The organism is Sphingobium bisphenolivorans (assembly GCF_000412635.1).
GTDB lineage: Bacteria > Pseudomonadota > Alphaproteobacteria > Sphingomonadales > Sphingomonadaceae > Sphingobium > Sphingobium bisphenolivorans.
Map to the genome: position 1 here is coordinate 1 of NZ_ASTG01000010.1, position 13,114 is coordinate 13,114.

At 65.3% G+C, this 13,114-nt stretch carries 13 protein-coding genes; 2 read left to right on the top strand and 11 right to left on the bottom strand.

Going from position 1 to position 13,114, the window contains the following annotated elements; translation table 11 throughout:
• The 8 genes from L858_RS19880 to recO form a co-directional block, all read right to left on the bottom strand.
• Window positions 1-2,398: Ig-like domain-containing protein (locus tag L858_RS19880; RefSeq protein ID WP_193742858.1), on the bottom strand; the 2,398-nt coding region annotated here is incomplete at its 3' end.
• A 352-nt stretch (window positions 2,399-2,750) separates the two neighbouring features.
• On the bottom strand, window positions 2,751-2,879 hold the full coding sequence (locus L858_RS22415) for a hypothetical protein (RefSeq protein WP_022682781.1): 129 nt from the start codon (window positions 2,877-2,879) through the stop codon (window positions 2,751-2,753).
• Window positions 2,880-3,250: 371 nt separating this feature from the next.
• Complete coding sequence (locus L858_RS19885; RefSeq protein WP_022682782.1) at window positions 3,251-3,895, bottom strand: tetratricopeptide repeat protein; 645 nt, start codon at window positions 3,893-3,895, stop codon at window positions 3,251-3,253.
• Between the two features lie 54 nt (window positions 3,896-3,949).
• Window positions 3,950-4,741 (bottom strand): LysR family transcriptional regulator, encoded by a 792-nt coding sequence (locus L858_RS0108800; protein WP_022682783.1) that lies wholly within the window; start codon window positions 4,739-4,741, stop codon window positions 3,950-3,952.
• Window positions 4,738-5,136: a Co2+/Mg2+ efflux protein ApaG gene (gene apaG / locus L858_RS0108805; RefSeq protein WP_022682784.1), complete on the bottom strand. Its 399-nt coding sequence runs from the start codon at window positions 5,134-5,136 to the stop codon at window positions 4,738-4,740. Before apaG ends, L858_RS0108800 begins: the two co-directional genes overlap by 4 nt.
• Before the next feature lie 33 nt (window positions 5,137-5,169).
• Window positions 5,170-6,378, bottom strand: coding sequence for a trans-sulfuration enzyme family protein (locus L858_RS0108810; protein WP_022682785.1), 1,209 nt, complete (start codon window positions 6,376-6,378; stop codon window positions 5,170-5,172).
• A 10-nt stretch (window positions 6,379-6,388) separates the two neighbouring features.
• On the bottom strand, window positions 6,389-7,435 hold the full coding sequence (leuB, locus tag L858_RS0108815) for a 3-isopropylmalate dehydrogenase (RefSeq protein WP_022682786.1): 1,047 nt from the start codon (window positions 7,433-7,435) through the stop codon (window positions 6,389-6,391).
• Window positions 7,436-7,496: 61 nt separating this feature from the next.
• The gene (gene recO, locus L858_RS0108820; RefSeq protein ID WP_022682787.1) at window positions 7,497-8,231 is read right to left on the bottom strand and encodes a DNA repair protein RecO; all 735 of its coding nucleotides are present in this window, start codon (window positions 8,229-8,231) and stop codon (window positions 7,497-7,499) included.
• A 168-nt stretch (window positions 8,232-8,399) separates the two neighbouring features.
• Between recO and L858_RS0108825 the strand changes: the two genes are divergently transcribed.
• Both L858_RS0108825 and L858_RS0108830 read left to right on the top strand, forming a co-directional pair.
• Window positions 8,400-10,109, top strand: coding sequence for a sensor histidine kinase (locus L858_RS0108825; RefSeq protein ID WP_022682788.1), 1,710 nt, complete (start codon window positions 8,400-8,402; stop codon window positions 10,107-10,109).
• On the top strand, window positions 10,106-10,765 hold the full coding sequence (locus tag L858_RS0108830; RefSeq protein ID WP_022682789.1) for a response regulator: 660 nt from the start codon (window positions 10,106-10,108) through the stop codon (window positions 10,763-10,765). The genes L858_RS0108825 and L858_RS0108830 overlap by 4 nt, the downstream gene beginning before the upstream one ends.
• A gap of 115 nt (window positions 10,766-10,880) precedes the next feature.
• Here L858_RS0108830 and L858_RS0108835 read toward each other — a convergent pair whose 3' ends face one another.
• The 3 genes from L858_RS0108835 to L858_RS21665 are packed head-to-tail and all read right to left on the bottom strand — an operon-like array spanning window position 10,881 to window position 13,092.
• The gene (locus tag L858_RS0108835) at window positions 10,881-11,402 is read right to left on the bottom strand and encodes an A24 family peptidase (protein ID WP_022682790.1); all 522 of its coding nucleotides are present in this window, start codon (window positions 11,400-11,402) and stop codon (window positions 10,881-10,883) included.
• Entirely contained in the window at window positions 11,399-12,232 is an 834-nt protein-coding gene (locus L858_RS0108840; protein ID WP_022682791.1) for a tetratricopeptide repeat protein, read from the bottom strand. The genes L858_RS0108835 and L858_RS0108840 overlap by 4 nt, the downstream gene beginning before the upstream one ends.
• Entirely contained in the window at window positions 12,229-13,092 is an 864-nt protein-coding gene (locus L858_RS21665) for a tetratricopeptide repeat protein (RefSeq protein ID WP_051132621.1), read from the bottom strand. The genes L858_RS0108840 and L858_RS21665 overlap by 4 nt, the downstream gene beginning before the upstream one ends.
• Window positions 13,093-13,114 lie beyond the last annotated feature (22 nt).

A 13,114-nucleotide genomic window follows, 5' to 3' on the forward strand; every position in this document is an offset into this window, starting at 1 on the left:
CCGCTTCAGGCCCGAAGCTGCCCGCAGCCACCGCATCGGTGTCGGGGAGTGCCTGCGGCCTGTCGTCTACGATGGCGATGCTGAGCGTCGTCGAGGCCGGATCGCCATCGCTGTCGGTCACGGTCACGGCGAAGTCGTCATGCCTGTTGTCGCCCGACGTGCTCGTTTCCAGCGTGTAGCTATACCCATAGCCGGCCGCCGGCGAACCGGTCACCGCCAACGTGCCGTAAGCGCCCTTCACCACGCCGCCGTTGGTGACGTCGACACCGCCCACCACCAGCGATCCGACGCTGTCGTTGCCGGTCGTCACCACCAGCGCGCCGGTCGCCGTTTCCGCATTGGAGGCAGCGTTTGAGCCGTTCGGGTTCAGCGCCGCCTCATCGACTTGCGTATCGGCCTCCGCGCCGACCTGCACGGTCGGGGTCGAGTCCGGCTGGAGCGTGATGGTGACGGTGGCCTGCGACTTATCGCCATCGCCATCCTCGATCTGATAGACGAAGCTTGCCGTGCCTTCCTGGCCAGGCGCAGGCGTGAAGGTGAAGAGCCCGGTCGATGCATCATAGCTGACGCCGCCTGCGGCAGGGCCGCTGACGATCGTGACCTTCGCCGCATTGTGCGTGTCAACGCCGTCCGCGCCGAACACGTCGTTGGCGAAGACATTGATGACGACCGGCGCGTTTTCGGCCTGCTGCTGGACCACGTCGTCCTGCGCCGTCGGCACGTCGTCCTTGATGGTGATAACCAGATCGGCCGGGGCAGACTTGTCGCCATCGACGTCGGTCACCACGACGGTGAAGCTGTCGGTGACGTTATCGCCCGCCGTGTTGTCGGTTACCGTATAGCTGTAGGTGATCGATCCCGGCGCGATGCCCGTGATCGTCAGCGTGCCGCTCGTGCCGCTGATCTGCTGGCCCACGGCGGTCACGGTCACGCCGTTGATCGCCACCGTCGCCGGCATGTCGGGCGCAACATAGGTGATGGTGCCGCTGGTCGTCTCGATCAGCGCGGGCGCGTTGGAGCCGGGGGACTCGCCCGGCCGATTGTCGGTGCCCAGCCCCGATTCATCCACCAGCGTGCCCGCGCCAGAGGTCGGGACGGAGGTGATCATCGAGCCGCTGTCACCGATGTTGATCGTCAACGTCGCGGGCGACAGGTCGCCGTCGCCATCGCGAACCGTATAGGTGAAGCTGTCGCTGACACCGCCGGGCGTGCCGGCTGACCGGACATAGTTGTAGCTGCCGTCGCTGTTCAGCGTCAGCACGCCATATTGGCCCTGAATGGCGCGGCCCACCGTAGTGGCGCTGTCGATCGCCGCCCCGCCGGAGCCCGCCGCCACGCCGACCACCGCCCCCGCCGCGGCAAAGCCGTCCGCGCCGCTCACATCGGCGCCCACAGCGCCCGAGGTCGTGCCCGCGCCCGTCACGACATTGCCGATTTCGGGGCCATAGGTGCCCGCCGCCACCAGATCCGTATCGCTCCGCGCCTGCGGCGCATCGTCAGCGATCGCGATGCTGAGCGTGGCGGTGGCGCTGTCGCCATCATCATCCGTCACTACGACCGTAAAGACCTCGGCCGGCGGCGCACCAACGACATTGTCGCTGAGCACATAATCATAGCCGATCGCGGCTGGCGTGATGGAGGTGATGGTGAGCACGCCCAGCGGCGTCGTGATCGTCTGGCCGACGGTCGTGATCGCCACGCCATTGATGGTCATGCCGGCAAGGCCGTCCTGCGCCGTGATCTGGATCGTGCCGCTGGTGCGTTCGCTATCGGTTGCGGCAGCCGTACCGGCGGGCTCGCCGTTACGCGCGGGCAATCCTGCTTCGCTGACACCTGCCGTCGCGTCGATCGCGCCGGCTGGCTGGTTAGGCGTGACGATGACCACTTCCGGCTCGCTGCCGGGTGCGAAGGGCAGGATCTCGCGCTGTTCGGGCTCGCTGAAGACCAGCTCGGTTGGGGGCAGCAGGTCGCCCAGCCCATGCGGGTCGCCCACATCTCCATCGGGCCCGATGAAATTCCCGCCGGAACTGCGCGCCGGACCTGCGGCGGGCTGCGGCTCTTCCCCGATCAGCAACGCGGCCAGGTTCACCGCCGGAATTTCAACATCGCCCACCACCAGGCGCGGCGTGAAGACCGCGCCATCCAGGATGACGAGCTCCGTGCCGTCGGGCAGATGGACGATCAAGTTGCGGCCAGCCACTTCGATCTGGTTGATGTCGGTGCCGGCGGGCAGCACGACCACGCCCGAGGCATCCGGCGCCACGGTACGCATCGTGCCCGCATGTTGGGCGCTCGCATGGTGGATGTGCTTGGCCTTCGGAGCCGCAGCCGCTTCCGGATGCAGCGCCTGCTGGCGGTCGGCGTCGCCCTCGGCATTCCAATCGCGCTCGAAATCCATTGTCCATCCCCAACTTGTCGCCATGGGGCAGGAAGACGCGCGCAAGGAAGCATGTCCGAAACGCCATTTCCGCGCACGAACCTTGCCTTCCCAGACATCATGGCATTAGCGGATCAGCTAGTGCCCGTTGTCAGCAATCTGCCGCTGCCGGACGTATTCAGCGTCCGACACCACCCCGGTTAATCATCAAGATTTTTATCTACTGACCCGATGCCCGGTTTTATTCTTCGGTCCCTAAATGAGTCACGAAGTTTCAACTTTTGTTAACCATTTTAATGCTGTAGACGCGAAAAAATAACTTTGGCTCTATTACGAACGTTATAGTTGGAAGCGCCGGTCTATATCGAGCCGCCTATGCCGCGAACTTAATCCAGTTAAGCTTGATGGTGAACGACAGGCCCGACTCGATCGACTCGGCGGTTTCGTGGGCGGCGTTTCCGATGGCGAGTTCGCCCGTTTCGATGGTTGCAATGATGTCCAATCAGCCGGCATGTCATTCCCTACGGGGCAAGCTCAGCAGTCTCATAAGACATGTCCCGCTTCGTCACCCCGGACTTGATCCGGGGTCCCGCTGCTCAAGGCCGGTGACGATCGAGCCTGCCGATGACGAAACGGGCGACCGGCATGACACCGGCCGCCCGCCCTTTGCGACCCATAGGCTTATCGTTCGGAGCCGTCTCTCACTTCCAGGCTTCGACAGGTCGATCGACCAGCGATAAGCTATGGAAACTTCAGTCCCCCTCCGATGGGCGCAGCAATAACGATTAACTTGCGGCTCACAATTGCACAGATGAATTATAACTTTGGTTAATAATGCCCCCTCTGGGAAAAAAAGCGCCGTTTCACGGGTCTTTACTGTTGGGCCGAATTCTTGGTCGTCGTCTTTTCCACCGTGTTTTCCACGGTATTGGGCAAGGACTGTCCCACTTTCTTTTCTTCGGAAGCCTCCACCCGTCCACTTTCCGCCTTGGGCAGCGACGCGATCAGCTTTGCCATCCGCTGGCTGCGCTGGCTCTCCTTACCGGTCGTCCGACGAAAACTGCTCAGCGCATAGTCGGCGAGCGGCGCCGCCATGTCATAGCGTTTGCGCGCGATATAGAAGTCGATCAGATTTTCCAGCGCCAGCTGGGTCGTGGGATCATCCTCTCCCCGCGTCCGACGCGCGCTCTCAAATACCCTTCGCAGCAGGCCTTCAGACTCCCGAACACGGCCCGTTGCTTCCAGCTGCAGGGCAAGATCATTGGCGGAAACCAGCGTGCGCGGGTCGTCAGGGCCGAACAGATTCTCGGCAATCGCCAGCGCCATGCGCGAGCTGTTCACGCCGCTTGCGTCGCCAGCAGCATAGGCCGCCTGCGCCTCGGCCACGAACTGGCGCCATTGCTTCTCCCGCGCCTCGGTTACGTCGGGGATGTAGGGGGCCTGCGCCTGCAAAGGCGAAGCGAGCCCGAGGAACAGCCCAAGGCCCAGCGCCGCTCCCTTCCTGCCGCGAAAGATCATTTCCCCTCCTCCGCATCATCCGATCCCGGACGCTCATCCGCCGATCAAGGGCGTTCAGCTGGTCAGAGCGTCGACCAGGGCCTTGACCTTCTTCTGGCGCCATTGGGGCAGAGGCGCGATCAGCCAATAAGCGAGCGGCGATGGCAGCGCATCCCCGATCTGCCGCACACGTCCGCCAGCAATGTCGGCCTCCGCCAGCAGCATCGGCACGCAAGCGCGCCCAAAGCCGTTTGCCGCCGCCTCGATGGCAAGGCCCGCGTCCGCCACCCGGATCGTCGCCGCGCCGTCGGAATCTGGGCACCCTGGCCAGTCGATCCGATGCTCAGGCCCGCCGGCCGCTGCCTCCACCGTCACGAATGCGGCTTCGCCCAGCTTGATGCCCTCATGCTCGCCCGCTCCGTCGGCCAGGCGCAACGCTATGTCGAGATTGGCCTCGGTAAAGTCCAGCGTCTCGTCCGCCGCCACCAACGCGAATTTGAGGTCCGGCTGGCTGGCCGCATAGCCGGCGAGGCGGGGCTGAAGCCATTTCGCGGTGATGTCGCGCGGCGCGGCGATGGTGAGCGAGGAGCTGGACTGGCCCGCCTGCATGGCGCGCACCGCCTCCTCGAACTCCAGGAAGCCCGCACGCAGGGCGGCGAGGCCCGCTTCGGTTTCCGCCGTCAGTTCCAGCCCCTTTGGCGTGCGGCGGAACAGAACGACGCCCAGTAGGTCCTCCAGCGCACGTATCTGTTGCCCAACGGCGGCCGGCGTCACCGCCAGTTCGTCCGCCGCGCGCGTGAAGGACAGGTGCCGTGCCGCCGCATCCAGCACGCGCAGGCCGTTCAGCGGCAAATGGGTACGCTTCATTCGGCCACCGCCGGCGCGATCAGCGCGAAATGCGGAATGGCGATGTCGAACGTCTCGCCGCTGGCGCCGATCATGTGATAATGGCCCTTCATCGAGCCGGTCGGCGTGTTGAGCGGGCAGCCCGACACATAGTCATAGCTTTTGCCCGGCTGCACCACTGGCTGTTCCCCCACGACCCCGTCTCCATCGACCCGATGCTGCGTGCCGCGCCCATCGGTAATGACCCAGTGACGGGTCAGCAGCTGGACCGGCTGATCCCCGTCATTCTCTATGCGGATATGATAGGCCCAGAACCATCGGCCCCGGTCCGGCTCCGACTGTTCAGGCAGGAAGGTGACGGCGACATGCACGTTGATATCGCGCGTGGTCGCATGGAAGGGGAAAAGTGCGTTCACGACGTCAGAAATGCGCTTTCTCCCCCTAATTCGTCAACGCCCTATCGACTTCAGCGCACGATCCAGATCCTCGATCACATCGTCCGGGTCTTCAAGGCCCACGTTGAGGCGCAGCATGTCCTCGGTGATGCCCACCTCCAGCCGCGCCGCTTCCGCCATGCCGAAATGGGTGGTGGAGGCAGGATGCGTCATCAGCGATCGTGAGTCGCCGATATTGTTGCTGATGTCGACCAGTTCTAGGCCGTTGAGCAGGCCATGCGCCTCCGCCCGTCCGCCGCCGACATAGAGCGAGAAGATAGGGCCAGCCATCTCCATCTGCTTCATTGCCAGCGCGTGCTGCGGATGGCTCTCCAGTCCCGGATAGAGCACTTTCGCCACTCGGCCCTCCAGGAATTTCGCGACCTTCAGCGCATTCTCGCTCTGGCGGCGGATACGCAGGTCCAGCGTCTCCAGCCCCTTCAGCACCACCCACGCGTTGAACGCGGCAAGCGTCGGCCCGGTGTTGCGGTGGAAGGGCAGCAGCGTGTTGATGATGAATTCTTCGGTGCCACAGATCGCGCCGGCAAGGACACGGCCCTGCCCGTCCATCATCTTGGTCGCGCTATAGGCGACGACATCCGCGCCGAACTCCATCGGCCGCTGGAGCGCGGGCGTCGCAAAGGCATTATCGACCACGCTGACGATGCCATGCGCCTTGGCGATGCCGCAGATCGCCGCCATGTCCGCCACGTCCATGGTCGGATTGGCCGGCGTCTCGAAGAAGAAGACCTTGGTGTTGGGCCGGATCGCCGCTTCCCAGGCCGCGTTGTCGGTCGCATCGACGGTGGTCGTCTCGATCCCGAACTTGGGCAGCAGCGTGTCGGTCAGCCAGCGGCAGGAGCCGAACAGCGCCTTGCCCGCCACGACATGGTCGCCCGCGGACAGCTGGCAGAGCAGAGCCGCCGTCATCGCCGCCATCCCGCTCGCGGTCGAGCGGCACGCCTCCGCCCCTTCCAGCAGCGCGATACGCTTCTCCAGCATCTCCACCGTCGGGTTCTGGAGCCGCGAATAGGTCATGCCCTGCTGCTCGCCAGCGAAGCGGGCGGCGGCGTCCTCGGCCCGGTCATAGCTGTAGCCGCTGGTCAGGAACAGCGCTTCGGACGTCTCGCCATATTCGCTGCGCGCGCTGCCGCCGCGCACCGCCAGAGTGGCCGGACGCCAGTTCTTCGTGATCTCCGGGTCCTGCCCGCTCTTGCGCTTCATCGCCTGTTCCTTACGCGAGCGCCGCCAGCACGGCGTCGCCCATTTCAACCGTGCTCATCGTGCCGCCCAGGTCAAAGCTGCGCGCGCCGTTGGCAAGCGCCTTGGCGACAGCCGCCTCGATCCGGTCAGCCTGCTCCGGCATGCCCAGCGAGTAGCGGAGCATCATGCCCGCCGACAGAACCGTTGCCAGCGGATTGGCCTTGCCCTGCCCGGCAATATCCGGCGCGGAGCCGTGGATCGGTTCATACAGACCCTGATTGCTGTCGTTGAGCGTCGCCGATGCGAGCATGCCGATCGACCCCACGCACATGCTCGCCTGATCCGACAGGATATCGCCGAACATGTTGCCAGTGACGATCACGTCGAACTGGCCCGGATCGCGCACCAGCTGCATCGCCGCATTGTCGACATACATGTGGCTGAGTGCGATATCCGGATAGTCTTCCGACACCTCGATCACCACGTCGCGCCACAACTGGCTCGTCTCCAGCACATTGGCCTTGTCGACCGAGCAGAGCTTGCCCCGGCGCGCGCCCGCCGCCTGGAAGCCCTGATGCGCGATCTTGCGCACCTGCTCCTCATTATAGGACATGATGTCATAGCCCTCGCGCAGCCCTTCCGGCGTCTTGCGCATGCCCTTCTCGCCGAAATAGACGTCGCCATTCGTCTCGCGCACGATCAGGAGGTCGATGGCGCTCGCCACCTCCTTCTTGAGCGCAGAGGCGTCCGCCAGTTCGGGAAAGACCTTGGCCGGACGCAGGTTCGAAAACAGCCCCAGTTCCTTACGCAAGCCAAGGATAGCCTGTTCAGGCCGCAGATGCCGCTCCAGTGAGTCGCAGCTCGGATCGCCCACCGCCCCGAACAGGATCGCATCGGCGCGCTTTGCCAGTTCCAGCGTCTGGGGCGGCAGCGGATGGCCCACCGCCTTATAGGCCGCGCCGCCGACCAGCCCCTCCTCATAGGTGAGGCCGGGGATCGCCAGCGCGTCCAGCACGCGCTTTGCCTGCGCGACGATCTCCGGGCCGATACCATCTCCGGGGAACAGGGCGATCAACATGGGGCAACTCCTTCCATCTCGTGCCCGCCCCTTATGAAGCCCCCGCCGCGCGCGCAAGGGTTTAGGCAACCGCTCTCTTGAGCCGATCGACCAGCCGTTCCCGCGCCGCCAGCACATCGGCGCGCCAGTCGGTCAGCACAGACCGCTCCAGAAAGAAGCCGGTGAGCCGCAATCCGTCGAGTATCGCGGGCCAATCCCCGCCGCCGCCCTCCAGCAGGAAAGCGGGCAGCGGCAGTAGCCGATCCTCATAGCCGGCCGCCCCCTCGCGACTGACCGCCGCCGCGCTGCGCGGGCTGACATAGGCCAGATCGCCCTGCCTTCCCGTCGCCGCGCAGCGCCCAAGGTCAAGGCCAAAGCCAAGCTCCGCCAGCATCAGCAACTCATATCGGATCAGCGCCACCGCCCAGCCCCGCGCCGCCGGAGCCGCCTCCACCGCGCCCAGCACGCCGTCCAGCGCCTGGTACAGCGCCGGATAGGGAGTCCCTTCCGGCAGCGCCGCCGCCGTCAGCGCACAGGCCCAATCGATCGCAGCGGCGGGCAGCGGCTCGGCCAGCAACGGGGCGCGGCTATGCTCCAGCTCGACCGTCAGCCCGGCAAGCTGCTCCTCGGTACGCGCGCGAAACTCCGCCTTCACGGCATTGCCCGGCAGCAGCACGGGGCGCAGCGCCCGCGACCGCCCCCCGCGCACATAGCCCGCCGTCAGCCCATGGTCGGGCGTCAGCAGGCGCGCGATCGCACCATGCTCGCCATGCGCCCGCAACGCACAGACAATGGCCGGGGTGATGAGCGTCGCCATGAGGCCACCCTTATCGCCCGAAAACAGAAGGCGCCATCATCCCATCTGTCCTGAAATCGGGCGGAACAGCCGCGTCATGACACCAATATTGGTTGCTTTTCGCCCCTGTCCATGCGCAAACTTTTTTGACGTGGGAGCTGTCGGGGGACAAATTTCACCATGACTGGAATGCCCTTGGCGACCACATCCATGATGGATCGCCTGGTGCTATGGCTGGGACGTTCGCCGACGCTGGGATTTGCCATCTCTCGCGTCGCCTTTTGCGCTGCCGCCACATGGCAGGTCGGCGCGATCCTCGGCAACGAAGCCGATTTCGCGGAAGTCTCGCTGCTGCTGAAAAGCGGCATCTGGATCTGGGCGGCGATCAGCATCGCGCAGCATTCGCTGACGCCCCCCTTCGGCCTGCTGCTGCGCCCGCTGTTCCTGATCCTCGATCTCATCATCTTCCTGACGGTGATCGCGCTCTGCGAACCCCTGCAGATCGCCGCGCTCGGATGCCTGTTCTTCGTCGCATGGTCCGCGTCAGACCGTTTCGGCCGGGGCGCCATCGTCGTGATCGTCGCCTGCCTGATGTTCACCTTCATGGCTCGAGGCTATTATGAGGGGTGGAGCTCGGCCCGACATCTCGCCGGCACGGATCGGGCGGTGGACAGCCTCACCGTCCTGATCGGCTGCGTCATCGCCGCGTCGATACTCAGCATGTCCATCCTCGAACAGCGTCTCATCAGCTGGACGGAACGTTTGCAGGGCGTGGGCCTCTCCTTCCAGAAGTCGCTCGAACAGTTCATCATCGAACAGGTGTCGCAGCTGATGGCCGCCCGTTACTGCGCCTTCCTGTGGGAGGATGCGGACGAGGATGCCGTCCATTGCGTGCTCGGCGATGCCGACGGCGTGCGCCACCTCACCCTGCCGCAAAAGCAGGTCGACAGCCTGCTCGGCGTCACCCCGCGGGAGGCGCCCTTCCTCTACGCCACCCACAGTTCGCGCCTGCTGCTGCGGAACCGGCTGGGCATCCTGCGGCATGAACGCTCCGCCGACCTCGCCGATGCCGTGCTCGACGTGTTCGGCGCCGGTCAGGGCTCCAGCTTCTACGTGCAGGCCGGCGAGTTGCGCGGGCGCCTGTTCGTCGGCACCAGCCATGGCTGGTCGCCCGCCCTGCTGCTGCGATCCCTGCGCATACAGGAGGGGATCGACCTGTTCCTGGAGCGGCACTTCTTCTTCCTCGCCTGGCGTGAACGCACTTTTGTCGAGGCGCGTCAGGCGCTCAGCCGCGATCTGCACGATAGCGTGCTGCAGACATTGGCCGCGCTGCGCGTCCGGCTGGTCACCACCATTCACGGCCTTTCCACCGCCGCCGATGCGCCAGAACAGCTGGCGGAACTCAAGTCGATGGAAGAGCTGGTGACGGCGGAACAGGCACACCTGCGCCGGCTGCTCAGCGAGCATAAGACATCGTCGGAAAGCAGCGTCGATCTGGTCCGCGAAGTGGAGCGCTGCTGCCGCTTCATCGCGCTCCAATGGGCGATCGACTGCCGCCTCAACCTCACCGAACGCTCGATGATCGTGTCCGCCGAAACCGCGGCGGAGGTCGAATATCTGATCCGGGAGGTCGCGGCCAACGCCGTCAAACATGCCGGCGCGCGGCACATCACCGTCTCGATCGCGAAGGTAGATGAAGAGATTTTGATCGCGCTAAAGGATAATCCCGGCCCCAGGGCGCCTGCGCGGGAAAGCTATACCGGTGATTTTGAGCTTCAGTCTCAATCGCTTACAAAGCGTCTCACCAAAATTGGTGGCACGGCCTATTTTCACAATTTAAGCATGAATTCACTGATTTCCATCAGACTACCCTCCTCCTTGCCAAGGTCCCCAATATGATGGCCCAGATTGCGATAGTCGACGACCACCCCATCTTCCTGGACGGCATGGCCCAGTTCCTGAGTTCGCAGGGGCACGACGTGCTGTTCTGCGCCCGTTCGGTGGAGGAAGCGCTGGAACGGATGCAGACGGGCGAACCGGACCTGCTGATCCTCGACGTCAGCATGAAGAGCGGCGGCGGCCTCGCGATCCTGACGGCCCTGCGCAACAGCGGCAGCACCGTCCCGGTCATCTTCATGACGGTGCATATCCGTCCCGAACAAACGCTGGAGGCGATCAAGCTCGGCGTCGATGGCGTCGTCCTGAAGGACAGCGATCCCAATGAACTGCTCACCTGCATCGATCAGGTGATGAGGGGCAACAAGAGCATCGCACCCTTCGTCATGGAGCAGGCGCTGGTCCACAGCATCTCCTCGCCCGCCAACGAGTCAAACGTGCTGGATGCGCTGACCGAGCGCGAACTGGAGATCGCCGGCCTGATCCGCTCCGGCCTGCGCAACCGGGAAATCGCCGCCCGCTGCGGCCTCACCGAAGGCACGGTCAAGGTTCACCTGCACAGCATCTTCCAGAAGCTGAACATCAAGTCGCGTTCCGAACTCATCATCATGATGATGTCGATGGACAGCGACATGCCCGCGGTCGGCATGGGGCGCTGAACAAGACTAAAGCCTCTCCTGTGAAGGAGAGGCGAGACTAACGAAAATCTACAACGTCACCCCGGACTTGATCCGGGGTGACACATCCACAAGCAGCGCCAAAACTCGCAGACCGTTATAATCCCTGCACAAAATCCGGCAGCCGCGCCGCACCGCTCGGGTTTGGTCCCGCCAGATACAGCGCCATGATCGTTCCCGCCGCGATCGCGACACCATAGGGGATCGGCCCCTTGGGCGCGAAGATCGCCAGCGAACTGCTGCTGCGCACCGATTGCGGCACCATGCGCCGCCCCGCCATGATCAGCAGCGCCAGCAGGCCGCCGCCCATCGTCACATAGACGAACCAAGGCAGCACGCCCGCCCAGTCGAACCAGACCGAACAGGCCGCCAGCAGCTTGACGTCGCCCCCGCCCATCCAGCGCATCGCGAACAATCCACAGCCGAGCGCGAAGACGGCGACGAACACCGTGCCGTTGCGCCATATGTCGCTTTCCCATCCGACCACGCCGACCCAGACTGCGAAGAGGCCGAGCACCAGCAGCGGAAAGATGTTCGATATCCGCAGGCGTGCCATGTCCTCGACTGCCGCTGCGGCAAGAACGAGCGAAACGGCCAGCAGCATCAGTTCCTTGGTCATGGCTTCTGATTTCCCATTTTGGCGAGCGCCGCCGCCGCCTTCGGCGCGAAACTGTCGGCCTCCGTCACCGCGCGGCTGAAATAAGCCTGCGCCTTCGCCGCTTCGCCCATTTCCAGCGCGACCTGACCCGCATGGCTGAGGCGCTGCGCCCACTCATCGGCGCTGTCGCCCGGGCGGCGCGCGATTTCCTGCCCCGACCGCACATAGGCGGCATCCAGATTGGCGATAATGCGCGTGTCGCCCGGCGCCAGTTCCCGCGCCTTTTCGAAGATCGCCGCGGCCTTCGCCGGCTGATCCTGCTTCAGCAGCGACTGGCCATAATTGTTCAGCACCTGCGCCGGCTTGTCGGTCAGCTGAAAGGCGCGCTCATAGGCTGCGGAACTCCGGGCCCATGCCTGTTGGGTGTCATAGGCGACGCCCAGCGCATTCCACGCCCGCCAGCGGTTCGCGCAGGCGGCAACGGCGCGGCTGAGCGGCTCCACCGCCTCCTGCGCCCGGCCGAGCCGCAGCAACGCCACGCCCCACCCCTCATCGGCACGACAGTCGCTCGTTCCGGCCGCGCTTAGTGCCGCGAAACGAGCGGCGGCTTCCTCATCCTTATGTCGCTCCAGCGCGAGCCGGGCCGTGACCACCTCGATTGCCGGCTGCTCTGCCGGTCGAGGGCCGCTGCGCCATTGCGCCAGCATCGCCTGCGCCTGGATGATCCGCCCCCCATCGATGGCATCGTTGACAAGGGCGGCATAGTCGATCGCCGGCGCTGATGCGGGCGCAGGCGCCGGTCCGTCAGCCGCTGCAGGGACGGCCGCTGCCAGCAGGAGCGGCCAGATCATCCCCGCGCGTCTTTCCGCATGCGGGCAGCACCGCGCGCATCCCCCCCGGCCAGCGCCGCGCACGACGCCGCGCTGGTACGCATCTTGTCGCTTGTCAGATCGATCGAAAGGCCCGTAGCTGGCAGCCGCACCCGCGAGGAATCAGCGCCAGCAGCGCCTTGGCAGGCGAGCAGCCTGTCCAGCGCCACCGACGGCAGCTTCTCGCTCTTGCGCGCCCGCGCGACCTGCGACGTGGCAACCGTCTGGATGGCTGTCGTCAGCCCCGACGCGGCTAGCCTGGCCTGCCCGCCAGCACTATCAGCAACGACGATCCGCGCGGTCAGTTGCGGCGCCCCCGTCCGCAGCCGCACTTCGCTGAGCGACATGCGCTCCAGTTCCGGTTGCGCCAGTCCGGCCACGCGGACAGCCGCTTGCCGCACGCCCTCCATCGCCAGCTGCGCCAGCGTCGGCCGCGTTGCCTTGGGCACGCCGGCTGCCGATCCCCCGGCGGCCAACAGCGCCTGCGCCTCGCTACGCAGTCCCTGCGCTTCCAGGCTTCGCGCGAAATTGCGGCTGATGCGGCCGTCCTGCGGCGCACGGGCCAGCGCCAGCTCGAAATATTCGCGGGCCAGATCATGGCGGCCCATCGCGGCATAGCTGATCGCGACACCGTTCAGCCCATGCGCATCATTCGCGTCCTGCCGCACCGCCTTGCGGAAGGCGTCCAGCGCCAGCGCATACTCCCCGCGCGAAAACAGCACATCCCCGCGCGCCAGCGCGTCACCCGCACCTGACGGCTGATCATTGACCGCCTTGACCGACAGCACACCGGTCCGGGGCGCGCTGCAAGCCGCTGTCGCCGCGATCAGCGCGACTGCCAAAGTCCATTTCCTCACGCCCCCG